General features: G+C 28.6%; 19 protein-coding genes. 4 read left to right on the forward strand and 15 right to left on the reverse strand.

Annotated features, from left to right (window positions below; genetic code table 11):
* Positions 1-746: 746 nt before the first annotated feature.
* From glf to loaP, 15 genes are read right to left on the reverse strand one after another with little or no spacing between them, the layout of a single operon-like run.
* Entirely contained in the window at positions 747-1,847 is a 1,101-nt protein-coding gene (glf, locus tag NMU03_RS10740) for a UDP-galactopyranose mutase (protein ID WP_290138258.1), read from the reverse strand.
* A complete protein-coding gene (locus NMU03_RS10745) occupies positions 1,837-2,748 on the reverse strand; it encodes a beta-1,6-N-acetylglucosaminyltransferase (RefSeq protein WP_290138260.1) in 912 nt (303 codons plus the stop codon). Before NMU03_RS10745 ends, glf begins: the two co-directional genes overlap by 11 nt.
* Positions 2,745-3,284, reverse strand: a complete 540-nt coding sequence (locus tag NMU03_RS10750; protein ID WP_290138261.1) for a polysaccharide biosynthesis C-terminal domain-containing protein — start codon at positions 3,282-3,284, stop codon at positions 2,745-2,747. Before NMU03_RS10750 ends, NMU03_RS10745 begins: the two co-directional genes overlap by 4 nt.
* A complete protein-coding gene (locus tag NMU03_RS10755) occupies positions 3,256-4,176 on the reverse strand; it encodes an oligosaccharide flippase family protein (RefSeq protein ID WP_290138263.1) in 921 nt (306 codons plus the stop codon). Before NMU03_RS10755 ends, NMU03_RS10750 begins: the two co-directional genes overlap by 29 nt.
* Before the next feature lie 14 nt (positions 4,177-4,190).
* Complete coding sequence (locus tag NMU03_RS10760) at positions 4,191-5,090, reverse strand: glycosyltransferase family 2 protein (protein ID WP_290138266.1); 900 nt, start codon at positions 5,088-5,090, stop codon at positions 4,191-4,193.
* A 5-nt stretch (positions 5,091-5,095) separates the two neighbouring features.
* Complete coding sequence (locus tag NMU03_RS10765) at positions 5,096-6,046, reverse strand: glycosyltransferase family 2 protein (RefSeq protein ID WP_290138268.1); 951 nt, start codon at positions 6,044-6,046, stop codon at positions 5,096-5,098.
* A gap of 2 nt (positions 6,047-6,048) precedes the next feature.
* Positions 6,049-6,960, reverse strand: a complete 912-nt coding sequence (locus NMU03_RS10770; RefSeq protein ID WP_290142327.1) for a glycosyltransferase family 2 protein — start codon at positions 6,958-6,960, stop codon at positions 6,049-6,051.
* 31 nt (positions 6,961-6,991) lie between these two features.
* Positions 6,992-7,969 (reverse strand): O-antigen polysaccharide polymerase Wzy, encoded by a 978-nt coding sequence (gene wzy, locus NMU03_RS10775; protein ID WP_290142328.1) that lies wholly within the window; start codon positions 7,967-7,969, stop codon positions 6,992-6,994.
* A gap of 58 nt (positions 7,970-8,027) precedes the next feature.
* Positions 8,028-8,435 carry a hypothetical protein gene (locus NMU03_RS10780; RefSeq protein WP_290138270.1) on the reverse strand — a complete coding sequence of 136 codons (408 nt, stop codon included), beginning with the start codon at positions 8,433-8,435 and terminating at the stop codon, positions 8,028-8,030.
* A gap of 1 nt (position 8,436) precedes the next feature.
* The gene (locus NMU03_RS10785; RefSeq protein WP_290138272.1) at positions 8,437-8,760 is read right to left on the reverse strand and encodes a glycosyltransferase family 2 protein; all 324 of its coding nucleotides are present in this window, start codon (positions 8,758-8,760) and stop codon (positions 8,437-8,439) included.
* Positions 8,757-9,230, reverse strand: a complete 474-nt coding sequence (locus tag NMU03_RS10790; protein WP_290138274.1) for a glycosyltransferase family 2 protein — start codon at positions 9,228-9,230, stop codon at positions 8,757-8,759. Before NMU03_RS10790 ends, NMU03_RS10785 begins: the two co-directional genes overlap by 4 nt.
* A 3-nt stretch (positions 9,231-9,233) precedes the next feature.
* Positions 9,234-10,343 (reverse strand): glycosyltransferase family 4 protein, encoded by a 1,110-nt coding sequence (locus tag NMU03_RS10795; RefSeq protein WP_290138276.1) that lies wholly within the window; start codon positions 10,341-10,343, stop codon positions 9,234-9,236.
* Positions 10,333-11,118, reverse strand: coding sequence for an NAD-dependent epimerase/dehydratase family protein (locus NMU03_RS10800; protein ID WP_290138279.1), 786 nt, complete (start codon positions 11,116-11,118; stop codon positions 10,333-10,335). Before NMU03_RS10800 ends, NMU03_RS10795 begins: the two co-directional genes overlap by 11 nt.
* Positions 11,115-11,729 (reverse strand): sugar transferase, encoded by a 615-nt coding sequence (locus NMU03_RS10805; RefSeq protein ID WP_290138281.1) that lies wholly within the window; start codon positions 11,727-11,729, stop codon positions 11,115-11,117. The genes NMU03_RS10800 and NMU03_RS10805 overlap by 4 nt, the downstream gene beginning before the upstream one ends.
* A 55-nt stretch (positions 11,730-11,784) precedes the next feature.
* Complete coding sequence (loaP, locus tag NMU03_RS10810) at positions 11,785-12,354, reverse strand: antiterminator LoaP (protein WP_290138283.1); 570 nt, start codon at positions 12,352-12,354, stop codon at positions 11,785-11,787.
* 1,139 nt (positions 12,355-13,493) lie between these two features.
* Here loaP and NMU03_RS17680 point away from each other — a divergent pair.
* The 4 genes from NMU03_RS17680 to NMU03_RS10825 all read left to right on the forward strand — a co-directional run bounded on the left by NMU03_RS17680 (position 13,494) and on the right by NMU03_RS10825 (position 17,232).
* Positions 13,494-13,634 carry a helix-turn-helix domain-containing protein gene (locus tag NMU03_RS17680; protein ID WP_353956698.1) on the forward strand — a complete coding sequence of 47 codons (141 nt, stop codon included), beginning with the start codon at positions 13,494-13,496 and terminating at the stop codon, positions 13,632-13,634.
* Between the two features lie 434 nt (positions 13,635-14,068).
* Positions 14,069-15,529, forward strand: coding sequence for an LCP family protein (locus NMU03_RS10815; RefSeq protein ID WP_290138285.1), 1,461 nt, complete (start codon positions 14,069-14,071; stop codon positions 15,527-15,529).
* Positions 15,530-15,574: 45 nt separating this feature from the next.
* Entirely contained in the window at positions 15,575-15,952 is a 378-nt protein-coding gene (locus NMU03_RS10820) for a hypothetical protein (protein WP_290138287.1), read from the forward strand.
* Complete coding sequence (locus NMU03_RS10825) at positions 15,949-17,232, forward strand: O-antigen ligase family protein (RefSeq protein ID WP_290138289.1); 1,284 nt, start codon at positions 15,949-15,951, stop codon at positions 17,230-17,232. Before NMU03_RS10820 ends, NMU03_RS10825 begins: the two co-directional genes overlap by 4 nt.
* Positions 17,233-17,431 lie beyond the last annotated feature (199 nt).

The following is a 17,431-nucleotide window of genomic DNA, read 5'->3' on the forward strand; positions in this document are numbered from 1 at the left end:
TGATACTATCTAAAGATATTAACAATAAAATTCCAATCCATGCTGGTATAGCTTGATTAAACACCCAAAAAAGTTGTGTCGTTTGTGAGCTAAATTGAAAATATACGTTCCACATTTCAATATGTTCAGAAAAGTTGCCATTTCTAATTAATAGTCCAACAACATCTAAGCCACTAAAAAAATAAAAATAAATAGAGCTATCATTATCTTCCAAATTTTATTAAGCTTTAATATAGCTATCATAAATAGAAAAGATAAAATGATTCCTATTGATGTCCAGGCTAATAAAAAAATATTTCCAATTTTCCATACAATACTTGAAGAGACACCAATAAATAGCATTATTTTTGATAAAACCATAGGTACAATCCAATGACCAAAATAATAACATAGAAAACTATCATTTCCAAAAGTAAAAGGAATATCTTTCATTACCATGTTTTTATAAATATCATTGCGTGCCCACCAATCTCCCGATTGATAATATAAATTTCCTTGTCCTCCAAGGATACACCATAGAAGAATAATTCCAACAATGATAAAAAAATATTTATAAGGTATTTTTATTTCAGTTTGAAATGTTTCTTTATGTATGTATCTTATGTATATATATGTTATTGATAATATACCAAAAAGAGCAAAATACCATTTGCACCATAATAGAAAAAAATTGATATAGGCAAAGCTAAATATAAAACACATAATTTAAATAGAAGATTTTGTTTTAATGTAATCATATCTTCCTCCTAGTCCAAATTATTCTGCACACATTTCAATGCTTCTTCAATAACATGATGCATATCAAAGTATTTATACATACCTAATCTTCCACCAAAAATGACTTTATCTTCTTTATCTGCTAATGCTTTATATTTGCTATATAATGCATTATTCTTTTCATCATTCATTGGATAGTATGGTTCGTCTCCCTTTTGCCATGTGGCTGGATACTCTCTTGTAATAACTGTCTTTGGCTGTGTTCCATATTCAAAATGCTTATGTTCAATAATTCTTGTATATGGCACTTCATACTCATTGTAATTAACAACAGCATTTCCCTGATAATTTTCTGTATCTAAGATTTCTTCCTCGAATTTCAAACTACGGTATTCTAGTTCTCCATAGCAGTAATCATAATACTGGTCAATCATTCCTGTAAAAATAATTTTATCTGCAATATTTTCCAATTCCTTTCGATGTTCAAAGAAATCACAATTTAATCTCACTTCAATACCACTAAGCATTTTTTCAATGATTTGTGTATATCCACCTATTGGTATTCCTTGATATAAATCATTAAAATAGTTGTTGTCATATGTAAATCTTACTGGCAATCGTTTAATAATGAATGCTGGGAGTTCATGACATGGTCGACCCCATTGTTTTTGCGTATATCCTTTAACAAGTTTTTCATAGATGTCTTTTCCAACTAAAGAAATGGCTTGCTCTTCAAGATTATGAGGTTCAGTAATTCCTGATTCTTTAATCTGTTCATTAATTTTTGCTTTGGCTTCTTCAGGTGTAACAACACCCCATAATTTATTAAAAGTATTCATATTAAAGGGCATGTTGTAGATTTCGCCTTTGTAATTAGCAATAGGTGAATTTGTATATCTATTAAACTGAGCAAATTGTTGAATATACTCCCATACTTTTTTGTTAGAAGTATGAAAAATATGTGCACCATACTTATGTACATTTATTCCTTCTACTTCTTCAGTATAGATATTTCCACCTATATGATTTCTTTTATCTATCACTAAACATTTCTTTCCTTTTTTATTAGCTTCATAAGCAAAAATAGATCCAAATAATCCAGATCCAACTATCAAATAATTATATTTCATTCATGACACCTCCTTCCAAATTTTGAAACAATCTATCTACTATTTTTGAATCTTTACGATAATCAAATTTGCGTATAAAAAAAGAAGAATGTATATTTATGATTTCTTCATAATCTTCTTCTAGAAAAGTATAAGGATTTCCTCTTTGCCAATCGACATATCTTCCTAATTGAATTTTTCTTTCTTCTTTTGGCAAATCATAATAATTGTTTTTTGAAAACTTTGAATTATATAATAAAGTTTGTAAAAACAATTCATCCCCACAACAAGAATGCTTAAAATATTTTTCAATCCATTTTTGCAATTCTATCACATATTTAGCAAAGTCATGTGTAATATCAAACCAATTAGAACCATATTTGAATTGTTGATTACCAATTCTATTAACGTTTAAAACTTTTTGAAATTTTAAAAAAGTCTCCCTCATAAAAGTTTGAGGTTTTCTTAAAATTGTATGAGTGTTACGAATAGAATTCATGAATATGTAATAATATTTAACGCGATCAATGACTTTATTTTCTATCGCAACTTCTTCTGGTGAGAACTCTACAAATTCCATTCCCTTATTATCTTCAAAAAAGTTTAAAAAATCTTTTTTGGTAAATAAGGGAATATCGCAACCGGAAATCAAATGATAATAATCATATTCTTTTTTTGTGGCTTCACGCAACAAAACCAATTCTGATTCAATTTGACTATATGTACCCCAATATATCTTTAATGCATCTATAAAATAAACATGAGATTTATGGCACACATTCATTATAAGATCATGCTTATAATGAACAGCTTTTTTATCAACGTGGATATAGAAGTCAATATTCTCATCATCATATGCTTTTAAGAGCTGTTGTGTAATTTCTTCATTGTTGTGTGTTGTGATCAATATTGCATGTTTCATTTTAATTTCTCCTTAAAATTATGAATTGTCTCAAAAATTAATTTATCTTTTATTAGAAATAACAAGCCAAAATATATACAAATACCTACTAATATAAGAATTAACGTCATTGTTATAGAAGACTCCAATTGAAAAGACAAAGCAAATATTAAAATAAACATGATAAATGAAGAGAACATATAATTTTTAGATTGTTTGATAACTCTCATAATATTTATTTCTTTATGGATACTACATAACTGAACGATGACTACACCTAATTCAGCAATAACTGAAGCAATTGCTGCACCAGTAGATAAAAAGATTGGTATAAAAATACAATTAAGTACTAAATTGATGCATGAGCCAACTATTGTAGAAATAGTATAAATCGCCTGACGTTGGGTAGGAATAAGATATTGAAATCCAATTATATTGCTAATACCAATGAATACAACTATTGGTGAAGTCAAAATGAGTATGTTTGCCGACTCTAGAAACTCTGGCCCTAAAAACCAAGGAATCAAATTAAACGAAATTCCAATTAATCCAAACATTATAGGAAAAGCAATTAAAAATGTATAAATTAATGAATTTTCTGTATAATGAATAATTTTTTTGATCCTCTTGAACATATAAATTTGCTATTCTTGGCAACATAACAGTGCTTAATGACGTAACAAGAGTCAAAGCGAGTTTAACGATTTTCTGTGCTTGTTCATAATATCCTATTTGAGTCGTATTGTTAGTAATCAAACCTATCATAAATCGATCTAAAACTGTATAGATTGAAATAGCGATTTGTGGAAAAAATAAAATCAACGTAGGCTTTATGTGTTTTTTTATTTGCAGAGAATGTAACGGAACACTGCATATATATTTATGTATTGTGACCCACATTGATAAGTTCCCTAGTAATAAGGAAAGTGAATATATGAATGCATACAAAGGCAAATCACTTTTCTCTTTTACAAACAAAAAAATACAAATAATTCCTAATATTTTCACAAATACATTTCTAATGACAATTTTTTTAAAGTCCTCAATTCCTTGATAAAAATATGTAATATCTAACATATTTGCAAACAAATCAATGACCTGAATATAAAATAAGATTTTATATTTATCCATTATTTGAATCGTCATTATAAAGACTATAATACTGATAGTCATAGTACACATTTTTAACAATAGAATTTCAAAAAAAGCACGACTTCTTTTTTCTTTATCATTTTGATAATAAGCAATTTCACGTTGCCCGTATAAATTTAATCCAATACATCCAAAAAGAATAAAATAAGTCACAATAGAGGTTATATAACTATATGTACCGATTCCGTCAGGGCCTAAAATACGAGATACATATGGAGTTGTTATTAATGGAAGAATAATAACAAGTATCTGATAGGAAAGATTAAAGATATAATTTACAGTTATTTTTTTCTTCATTAATTTCAACTCCTTTATTGATCAATATATTCTATTTTGGGTTTAAACTTACGTCCATCTCTTATACCCTTAAGAATAATTTTTATTTTTTTCCATTTTCCATTCTGTTTACTTTTGAGTATTTTTTTAATATCTAAAAAAATGCCATAATAGTATAAGAGCATTGATAATTTATTTCCTTGCTTTTTATTAACATAATACATATTTCTATATGAAAACTTATATCTAAAAAGTCTATCTGGAGAATCTTGTGATATATCAGTTGGAATATTGCTATTCATTTTATGGATAACTATACTTTTAGAAACAAAATATGATTTTTTTGCTTCACTGATTCTCTTTGTATATTCAGCATCATCTCCCCAAACAAAAAATTCCTTGAATGGTAATCCAATTTGTTTGACTATTTTTGATGAGAAAAAGCAAGAAACAAATGAACATTGGGATACATTTAATAAACCATATGAAAGGTATTGTGTATTTGAAATCCAATCATTTGAAATATTAGGAACATTCATTGCACAAGGATCTCCATCAATCCATTTGACATCACTACATAAAAAACCATAATCTTTTAAAATGTTGTCTGCTTTCATAAGCTCTTCCAAAGCAGTAGGAGTAGGAATTGTATCATCATCCATAATCCAAATTTTTTCGTAGTTATGTTCTACTGCTTTTTTAATTCCATAATGGAAACCACCTGCACCTCCTAAATTTTCACCTGTATTCATATAGTAAATATTTTGAAATTGATTGATTTTATCTTGAATATAATCAAAAGTTCCATCTGTACTCGCATTATCAATAATATAAATATCAAACTGATTAAAAGTTTGATTTAATAAAGCTGTGATTGATTCACTCAATAAAACTTTACGGTTATATGTTACAATTATAGCTACAATTTTGTTCATTAGTTTCAACCTTTCATTTTCATATCTATCAAAATTTTAGATAAACGATAACATTTCATACTTATGAGATAACAAAGAATCTTGTACCCTTTAGATTGTTGTTTAAAATATTTATTTTTCTTCCAATTTGGATACTGCTCCTTTAATATCAAATAACATTTTTTCATCTCTTTTATTCGCATAAAAGGAATGAGCCTTAAAGAATTTTGAAAAAGCAGATTACTTATAAATAAGTACTCTTTTTCGTCTTTAAAATATGTATCAGAAACTTGTTTATCAAAATTCTCCATTGCAGTAATTATATCTAACATTTTAGGATTATAATTATTTTGTTTCATAATTGAATTTTGCCTTTGTCTATAGTAATACAATGGTGTATGTAAATAATAGATAGATTGACAATAATTGATATAATTACCTGTTGTGGCTCTATCTTCATACCATAATCCTTTTGGGAAATACATATGATGAGATTTTACAATTTCAGCTCTAATAATTTTATTCCATGCTGCAGGATTCATTAATAAATAATCTTTTTTGCTAATGAAACCACTGTTTTGATCTGAAAGATGGACAATTTCACTTTTATCTTCCCATTTATTAAAATAATCGAATATTAATAGATCAGGATGTTTTTCATTTATGATTTTTTCTAATTCAGCAAGACTATCTTTTGTAATGGCATCATCACTATCAATAAAAAATAAGTACTCATTTTTCGCAAATGGTATAGCATAATTTCGAGCATCACTCAAGCCACCATTTTCTTTTCTAAAATATTTGAAAATATGAGGATATCTGTGTGCGTAATTTTGAGCTATTTGACTTGAACAATCTGTTGATCCGTCATCTATTAATAATACCTCTATATTTAATTTATCCTGACATAGAAGGGACTCTAAACACTCTTTTAAATAGTCTTGTACATTGTATATAGGTATAACTATTGAAAACATGATTAACTCCTTTTCAATAAATAATCTTTGAAAAATAATAACCATCTGGCAAGTGTAAACTTTCTTTTAGATAAAAGATAGCAAAACAGTTTATATAACTTCGGCTTTGCTAAATAGTACTTATTTTGATTCCAATGATCATAGAACTTTTTATGATTACATAAACACTTGTCTAATTCTTTATATCTTTTTAATGGTAATAACTTTAAAGCAGATCCATAGAAGAGATGCTGTAAAGATAAATATTCTAGTTCTTCTAAAAAGCAATTATTGAAATGCTTTCTTAAGTTATCAATTGCATCTATCATATCCAAAATTTTTGGATTATATTTATTTTGATTCATAATAGAGTTATTTCTAAATTGATAAAAATAAATACCTTCATTTATATATCCAATTTTATTTGTATATTGAGCTAGACTTGGAATAATTGCTAGATCTTCATACCAAATTCTTGTCGGAAACATAATGTTATTATCTAAAAACAACAATCTTTTAAATATTTTATTACAAGCATTAGGTGTTGATAGAATATAATCAGTTAATGAAATATCATTCATACTTTTTTCATGAATAAATTTCTTATCGTCATATACCTTGATAAAATCAAATACTAAAATATCTAAATCTTTTTCCTTCATTAAAGAAATTAATTTTTTGAGACTATATTCTTTTATATAATCATCACTGTCCACAAACATAAGATATTGCCCTTTAGCATATGGAATCGCATAATTTCTAGTATCACCTAATCCACCATTCTCTTTAATATAACCTTTGACTATATTTGGATATTTTTTTACATATTCATCTATAATTGTTTGAGAATTATCTGGTGACGAATCATTAATTAGTAAAATTTCATAATTATTTATATCTTGATTCAACAATGAATCAACACACTTTTTAAATATTTTTCTGTATTATATATTGGAACAATAATACTTACTTCAACCATTTTAATTCTCCTTTTTTATATTTTTGAGATAAAAACTTAAAAAAGACGATTAGTAATATCGCAAAACCACAATGCCATATATATTCACGATATATTGCACCAAAGTATCCTCTAATCCAGAAAAACAAAAGAGGGGTTATATACGCAAATAATAAATAAAGAAAATATTGTTTATTTTTTCGAGATACAACCATTCCATAATAAATAAAACCTAGCAAAAGACCTAATATAAATGCAAAAAGAAAACCACCCCAATGGAAGGAATAAAATAATTCACCTATATATGAACCTCCGATAGGTTGATTAAAAGTTTTGATGTGGTTCGTATATATCATTTGATTAACGACATTAGCATTGAATCCTCCTATGTTAGGTAAAACCAAGATAATTGGTAGAATATAATTCAAACCAAAAGTTGGCCCTGGGTTTGAAGCGACAGTAAAACAGGCTGTTGAAAATGTTGATCCAAATTCCGATAGAGCCATGGCAATTTGATTATTAGTTAACGAATATACAAAAACATTGATAATTTCATTTAGAGAAAATGTTGATATGTTTCTTGCGTTTGCTATAAAATTTAATAAAACCAGTCCAAAATATCCTAATAAAATTAAATAAATAATTTGTTTTCCCGTTAACTGATAAACCATGTTTTCCCAAACAATAAATAACCCAACTAAAAATACAATAGATTCACCTCGTCCACCACTAGACATCATAAGTACTTTATATATGATAGTTGAGAAAAAGATAGTATTAGCAATTCTCTTGTTATTGGAAAAACCTATAATGAAAGCAAAAATTGAAAAATTAAAAAAGTTAGCAATGACTTCTACAAAATCATGAACATTTAAATTAAAGGTATTTGTATACCCACCTTGAAAAAATAATATTAAACGTGATATATCAATATATAATGTAGGAAGAATTCCAATCAAAAAACATACGATTCCAATGATTTTTATTTTTTTAAAGACACATTAAATATTGTCTTATTCGTATAGCAATTAGAATATTTTTTAATCATATATTTATAGAAAAAAACAATCCTATAAAAAGCATAGTTTGCGATAACAATGTAAATATAGCTGTTTCTTTATAAACATCAAAACTAATATACCATAAAGGAAAAAGCACATTACTTCCAAAATCTATATTAAAAGCTTTAATTGGAATATGACCATAATTAAAGATATAACTTAAAATAAAAAATATAATTGGAAATGTCATAAGTTTTTCTTCTAATTGAAAAAAAGAACTAATATGAATAATAAGTTGAAGCAGAGTAATGAGGAAGAAAATAATAAACCATGTTTGTTGATGAGAAATCAACAATGTTCCCCAACCTAATAAGCATAAAATGATTTCAATGCTTAACAAACTTTTATATTTTAAAATATTTTCTTTTTGATTTCTTAAAAACTTTTTCATTTCAAATCTTCCTTTTATATATATTCATTATTCTCATTGGTATTAAACCAACAAATAATGGTTTTATCGCATAAAGATAATGATGAATAGAAACTTTTTCTTTTCTCATCCAATAAAATTTTAATTTTGCTTCTTGTAATCTGTATTTATACTTTCTCTTTTTTATAGAAAAAAAACTTTCTCTGTAATAGAGAAGAGGAATATCTAAATTATATATTTTAAAATTTTTTGATAAAAGTTTACACCATAAATCATAATCTTCAGCTCTTTGAGTCAGATGATTGACTGTATAACTATTCACGGTCAATAATGCTTCTTTTTTCATAAGTACAGTAGGGTGAATAACTTGAGTTTTTTTATGGCATCCAATAAATGGACTTCATTAGAATGAATTGAAAATTCTTTACAGGGTTCATCGTTCTCATTAATTGTTATGCTTTTTGATCCAACAACATCATACTCCTGATGTTCCATCAAGAAATTGTATTCAACCTCTAGTCTATTTTTAAAACTTATATCATCACTATCCATCCTTGCAATATATTGTCCTAATGATATCTCTATACATTTATTTAATGATGCGGCTAAACCTAAATTAGTTGAGTTATTAATAATTTTAATTCTTGAATCTAATTTTTGAAATTCTTGGATTATTGACAAACTAGAATCAGTTGAACAGTCATTACATATAATAAATTCAAAATCCTTAAAAGTCTGATTTAAAATTGATTGAATAGACTTTTCAAGATATTTCGCATCGTTGTATACGCTCATGATTACAGAAATCATTACCATTCATTAAAACTCCAATCCATAGATTTTATTCATTTCTTTTAAAATAGTCTGTAAACTATAAACTTCCATTGATTTTAAGCTGTTATTAATAATATTTGGAAAATTGTTGCACTGTTTTAAAACAATATTTATTACATCTTCTTGAAATGTTGATAAATCTAAAATATATCCATCTTTCTGATGTTTGATGAGATCTGTATTTCCCCTAATACGACTGGCAATACAAACCATTCCACAAGCTTTAGCTTCCATTAAAGCGACAGATAGTCCTTCTCTTTTAGATGGAAACAAAAAGATATCACATGATTTCATGATTTCAAGGATATCATGTCTATATCCTAATAAATGTAACCTATTAGAAACTTGAAGTTGCTTTGCTAATTGTTCATAATTTTCTTTCATATTGCCAATACCACAAATAAGATAGTGAAAATTATCTGGTAAATGAGGAAGACATTCTATAACAATTTTATGATTTTTATTTTCATTGAGCTCACCTACAGATAAAAGTAAAATTGAATTGGTAGGTATCTGTAAGCTATCACATAGTTTTCTTTTTTGTCCTTGAATAGAATTTATTTTATCCATATCAATTCCCACACCTGGCACAAATTCTACTTTTCCATCTTGTTTCAATTTAAATTTCTGGGCAATCTTATAATCTTCTTTATTGATAGTTATAAGAATATCTGTATAATGAGCACACAATTTTTCAATTGGATAATAAATTGTCCAGTTTTTCAATGGAGCGCCTTTAAAAAAATGGAAACCATGAGCTGTATAAATCATTTTTGTATTTTTGTAATTTTTACTCATTCTATTTGCAATACGAGCAATAACACCTCCAACAGGTGTATGACAATGAATAATATCAAAATTATACTCATCAATGATTTCTTTTAATTCTCGTAAAGCTTTTAAATTATGTGGAGCAAAGGGATTTCTTTCAAAAGGCAAATTATGTTTGACATCACAAAATTCAAAAATACTGTCTCCGTGGGAAGCTACATGAACTTCATATCCATTATCATGAAACATTTTTAAGAATGGAATATGAAAAGCGTATATATGACTGTCTACATGTGCAACAAATAAGACCTTTTTATTTTCCATATTTTAAATCTCCAAAACATTTTGTTATTAATCCAACTTTTCCAATTAAGAAGCGAATCATTGGATTGAATATTGACAGATAAATGACTTTTACATTTTCCTTTTTCATTTGGTTCTTGACTATGTCAACTGTGCACAGATATTCATCATTCTGAGGTAAAAATAAACCTGTTGCTTCTTCATCAATGTATTTTTTGATATACTCACATAGTTTTTCTACTGTAATAGAACTTCTTTCGTTTCTGAGTGTTGGAAAGATATGAAACTTTCTTACTGCCTGAAAGAGCCTACCTAGATTTCCTGGTGCTCCTTGTCCATAAACCATTGGTGGTCGTACTATGCAGACATGAAAAGAATCATCTTTCAGTTCCTTTATCATCTGTTCTGCTTCATATTTGCTTTTTCCATAATATGTATTTGGATGACATTCAGTTTTCTCATCAATAAATATGTTTGAATGAATCAATCCATAAACACTCATTGAACTCATGAAAATGAATTGTTTTACTTTTGAGTCCTTTGTCTTTTTTGCTATATTGACAGCTAAATCTCTATTGACTTTATAATAAAGATTTTCATTTTCGCTGACTTCCTTGATATGTGCAATGCCTGCTACATGATAGACAGCATCATATGCAGAAAAGTCAAACCCCTTCCAGCTGTCATCCCTTACATCCAGTTCCTTTACATAATAGTCATTTGGATACTGTTCAAGATATTTCATGAAGTTCGTTCCTATATAGCTGTCCTTTCCCGTTATCAGTATCCTTTTCATGCCTCTTCCTCCTTGTGGAGTTCTCCTGTTCCTCCTTCAACCACTCCTTCATGTTTAAGAACTGAAGTGATCGTTCCAAAGAAGCATCTGATGTCAAACAGTAATGACATCCTCTTGACATATTCTCCATCAAGTCCAGCCTTGACATCTATCTCTAGCTCATCTCTTCCGTTGATCTGTGCCCAGCCTGTCAGTCCTGGCTTGATGTCATTGGCTCCATATCTGTCCCTTTCAGCTATCAGGTCATCCTGATTCCATAATGCTGGTCTTGGTCCTATGATGGACATCTCACCTTTAAGGATGTTGATGATCTGTGGCAGTTCATCAAGCGATGTCTTTCTTAGAAACTTTCCTGCCTTTGTGATATACTGGTCTGGATTGGAAAGCATATGTGTTGGCATGTCCTTTGGCGTATCAATATACATCGTTCTGAACTTCAGTATATTGAAGTAGCTCTTGTTCTTTCCAACTCTTTTCTGTTTGAAGAATACTGGTCCCTTGCTGTCAAGTTTGATCCAGATGCACAGAATAATAAAAACTGGACTTAATATGATAAGTCCAATGAATGAAAGCGTAAAATCTATAATTCTTTTCATGAAGCGCTTATACACTTGTTTCCCCTCCAATATCCTTCTTTTGATTCATAATTAAAAAAACAAGAATCGTCTAATTCTTGCTTATGATTTCTAGTCCTACCTTTGCTGTTGTATCACTGCCAAAGATATGCAGGCTGATGTACGCCATGCGCTTGTGCCTGTCTATCTTCGTTATCATTCCTTCATGCCCCTGTAATGGTCCCTCGCTGATGTGAATCTTCTCTCCCTCTATGAAGCCTGTCGACATGTCCACAAGATGGTCGTCTCCTGCAAACCTCTTCAGGAATTCCACCTCTCCATCCTTGAGCGGATAGATGACATCCTTCTTCTTCCCGATGATCTTCGTCAGGTCTGGTATCTTCTTGAGCTCCACATAGAGTTCCTCTATGCGTTCGGTGATCATGAAGACATATCCCGTAAAGAGCACGCATCTGACATCCTTCCAGACGCCTCGAAACTTCTTCCTTGCGACAAACTCGGGAATGAAGCACTCATGAAGGATTTCCGATGGGATGAGAAACCTGCATCTGTCGGCAATCTTTCTTTCCTGTCCGCTCCTGACCTGCATGACATACCATTCCATGTTCCTGACCTCCTTGAAAAGGGTAGGCTTCGCCTGCCAGACATCATCAATTGACATCCAGCCATCACATCTATGACCATACCTCAAGACAAACGTGACACGGCAACGATTTCCCTTTACAGCATTCCTTTTCACGGATAACTCTCTATTATCTTTTATGTCTGTAAATGGGAAATTATTTTGTATTTTGTCGTATTTAATATATAATAATGTATATAGATAAGATAATATACATGTTTAAGAGAAAATCATTATATTCATGTAAAAAGAAGATAACTTTAAAATATTTTTTGATGGGAGATGAACGAATAAGTAAAGTTATGGTTCTTCTTTATGAGAGTTTTATAAAATGCTAAATTAAAAGGAGTGAAAATTTGATTATAATGAGATATTTAAAAACAGTATTAGAGCAATTATTGAAAATAGTAAAATCACAATCACTAATAAAAGAAAAATTACGAATAAACAAAATAGATAGATTGATAATGGGATATCTTTTATTTAGTTTGATTGCTTTTGATTTCTTTTTTTGATTAGAGACATAACATGGTTTATTTTATCTATTTTTCATTGTTGGTATTTATACTGTTAGCAACTGGAAAAAAGCGTAAATTAAAATTTTATATTATAATGATAAATATTGCTAAATATATATTGATTTTAAGTGCTATATTATTCATTGTAGGCATTATAAATTGGTTGGACTTCGAATTTATAAAGACTAATATAAATCTGTATATCCAAATTCTTTTAATATTTCTAATGTTATATATTTTGAGTTGGTTTGTTATACAAACTAGTGAAATGGTTAGATCTATATTATTAGAATGTGAAATAGCTTATTTTACTAAAACAAAAATTTTTGGTGTTTATTTTATAAGTCTCATAATTATTAATTTAGATACATATGTAATTGATGCTTGTAGTAGTATAACAAATACTATAGTAAATATGCTGATAAATATTGTAATAAATATTCTGGCATTTGTCATTTTAGGTTGTTGCTTTATATCTATTTTTATATTTATGTTGAAATATCATTTTTTACAGCAAAAAAAACAAAAATTTTACAATTCAACCGTAAAAATTGCTTCTTGATTATTTAGTTTGATAATTGTATTGTGAATGGAGATATGATCATGTCACAATATAATTAAGGGTTGAGTTAATTGTGTAGAGAAAACGAATTTAAATCATTGAGAAAGAAATACAAATGTTCACAAAAGACATTTGCCACACTACTAGGTATTAGCGAAAGAACGTTAAGAAAATATGAAAAAGATGAAATTGAGCCAAGCGAATCAGTCAAATTAAAGCTTTTTGAACTAAAAGATTAACTCAGAAAGAAAGTTGACGAAAATGCTATCTACTTCCATATTTTTCATGATGGATTTTCGTATGGTGGAGACACTTATTGGTTAGGATATGTAGATGAATTAACAGGTAATTTCACTGAAATAAGATTGCTAAAGGAAATAACCGCTAAAAAAGTATCAGAATATATAAGAGATGATGAAATCGTTATGAATAATTTGGAAGATATCCAGGAGTATCTTACTAATTATAAATGGGGATTCATAAAAAAATTTATGCGAATAGTTGCTTGATTGGTATTGGGATCCTTATTTTGTCACAACATGGGAACAAAGACAAAAATATCAAGACATATTTAAATAAATGCCATTTAAAAGAAATTTTTATAATTCTTGATGTTCTTGAAAAATACACATGGTTATGGTACTATGGTAACGATTAAGAAAAGAGGGATTTCATGTCAAAAACAAATAGTATTATAAAGAAAATTATTGATTGGAAAGTCATTTTAGGTATACAAGCCATCGCTTCATTAGCATTAATTGGTATTATCTTTAAATTAGGTGCTCTACCAATGCAATATGCTTTGATTGTGATTGCTGTGGTTGCCTTATTATGTGTTGGAACATTTTTCTTGATGAAACCATCAAAGAAAAAAGGACAAGGAAAAATACGTAATATAATTGGTAAATTAGTAAGTGTTTTACTAAGTGTAGCCTTGTTATTTGGAACTTTATCAATTGCTCAAGGAACATCGGTTTTGGATGCGATTACTGGTGCTAATATACAAACACAACGTTATACTGTTGTTGTTTTGGAAGAAAGTTCTTATAAACAGTTATCTGATTTAAAGAATGAAACAATTGAAACAGTTTCTTCAGTAGATGAAGAAAATGCAAAAAAAGTGATTGCGGCTATGCAAAAAGAAGAATCATCTATTAAAACAAAAGATATTGATAGTTATACAACAATCGCTAATGATTTATATGACAAAAAAACAAATGCAATTTTAGTGAATGAATCATACTATGCAATTATTGAAGCAGAGCATGAAGATTTCCAAAATGAAACACGTGCCATCTGGTCATATGAAATTGAAGAAGAAATTAAAGATATTTCTAAAAAGGTTGATGTAGATGAAGAACCATTTATCGTATATATTAGTGGTATTGATACATCAGGTCCAGTATCAACAGTATCTCGTTCAGATGTTAATATGATTGTGACAGTTAATCCTAAGACAAAACAAATCTTATTAACAAGTATTCCTAGAGATTATTATGTCACTCTTGCTAATAAAGGGAAGAAAGATAAATTAACACATTCTGGTTTAGCTGGTATTGATAATACTGTTGCAACAATGGAAAATTTCTTAGGTATCGATATTAACTATTATGCCAGAGTGAACTTTACATCATTAATTAAGATGGTTGATGCTTTAGGTGGTATCACAATTAATAATGATGTGGCGTTCACAGGATTTAATGGAACTTATTTTGCAAAAGGAAATATTTCTATTGATGGTGATGAGGCATTAGAATATTCAAGAGAAAGACATGCATTTGGTGCTGGAGATAATGAACGTGTTTTCCATCAACAAATTGTTATTATGGGAATGTTGAATAAAATGATGTCGCCATCTGTTATTACAAATTATTCAAGTGTTTTAAATGCTATTGAAGGATGCTTTGAAACAAATATGTCATCTAGTGAAATTACAAGTTTAATTCAAATGCAAATTAATGATATGTCATCATGGAATATGGTACAAAAACAGTTCTCTGGTCATGGTGTCTTACAAACTGGTGGAGCTTATATGCCAAGTTCAAAATTATATTATATGATTCCTGATGACAATAGCGTTGCTGAAAATGTAGCAGCAATTAAGAGTGTCTTAAATGGTGAAACAGTAGAATAAAAAAGTGGAAGGGAACTTCCACTTTTATGCATAAAGGGGTAGGTTATGATTGATAAAATATTAGTTGATAGAAAATATTTTAAATTATTGTTTATCTTATATGTATTTACAAATACTTTAGCATTAGGATATTTTGGGATTAATTTTAATCCATTATCTGTTATAGTTTTTATATATGGTTGTGCTATGATTTTCTATAGTATCATAAAAAAAGAATTCTTCTATTCAAAAAATCATTTATTGTTAATTGGATTATATGGTGCTTTACTTTTGATTGCAACTTTTCTCAATAAAGATTATTCCACAAAGAATTCTTTAGTAATAGCAAGTATGCAATTGCTTATTTTTACATTGATATTTGCTCAACCAAAATCAATGACTTTAAAAAACTCAAACAAGAATTACATAGTATTATTCCTTTGACATGTTTTTTAGTAGGAAGTGCTTCGCTCATTTCATTGTTTATGTATTTTTTAAATATTTCAGGCAGTCAAAATGGATGGTATATTGGTCTTGTAGGAAATCGTTTATTTGGTGTTTACTTTAACTGTAACCCAGCATCTTTTTTAGCCATTATTGTTATTTTAATGTCAATGATTGCAATTAAAAACCATTATGAATATAGTTTTCTTTACATTGTGAATATAGGTATTCAGTTATCCTATATTATTTTGACACAATGCCGAGCCGCAATTATTATTCTTGCTGTTATTTTAACAGCAGTTGCTTATTATCGCTTTTTTAGAGCCAAAGAACTTTCAACAATGAAAAGAATTGGTTTAAATATAGGTATGTGTTTATGTATGCTTTTAGGAACAAAAGTTGTACAAGAAGTTGCTTTCATTATCCCTCAAATTCAAGGTGCTAAAGAAGAATCAGACAGTCGTTTTCAATTAGAAAAAATTAAAGATATCATATCCTTAACAATGACTGGAGAACTTCAAAACATTCCTAAAATTATTGATTTAGCAGATGAAGTCAGCAGTGGTAGAATCACGCTTGCAAAAGATTCCCTAAAGGTTTGGCAACAAAGTCCAATTCAAGGAATAGGGGCTGGTAATTTTAGAAATATGCTTGTTGATGTAAGTCAAAGTGATGATTGGGGACAACAGATTCTCCATAGCCATAATGTCTTTATGGAATCATTAATTACAGCTGGTATATTTGGATGCTTATTATTTATCCTCTTTTTTATAAAAACACTCTTTATTTCAAGAGATATCTTGTTAAAATATCGTAATAAAAAATCATATTTCATTATTTTATTATTTATTATGATCGTTGTGAGTGAATTTATTGGTGGGTTCTTTGATTTTGGTGTTTTCTATGTTTATTCCTTATCGGCGACTTTAGCGTGGTTATTTTTAGGATATATTTACTGGTTAAATGATCAAAGTGATATGTCATTAGTTGATCAAAGTGATGTTGCTGTTTTTAATAAATATGAATTATTGTCTATTATTTATCATAAAGAAGATATTGATGTTTTAAAACCAGAATTTGAGATTTTAGATAGCCATTATCAAGATGACGATTATGTAATGAAAGTTCAATACTATTTAGGACAATCTTCATTTACATATGATATTTATTATACTTTATATGATAAGCAGGAGCATATCAATAAAAAACTGGCGAGAGATTTCTATTCATTAATTGAAGATGAGATTAAAGGTATTTATAATCAATCACAGATTAAGTAAAAGATAATCAAATAAATCATTTCATATGGCAAGAAAAGCTTATTTTCTTGCCATATTTTTTGTATGCCGGGCATGGCATATATCTAGGTGGTGAAAGTCCACTGTGGGGGGCGATGTCGCAACTGCCAACCACTAGCCAATATCAAGGGTGTCTATCGTGAGATGGAATCTGAAAGAAGATGGAGGCAAAGTCCTGGTC

Source organism: Allocoprobacillus halotolerans, from assembly GCF_024399475.1.
GTDB classification, from domain to species: domain Bacteria; phylum Bacillota_I; class Bacilli_A; order Erysipelotrichales; family Coprobacillaceae; genus Allocoprobacillus; species Allocoprobacillus halotolerans.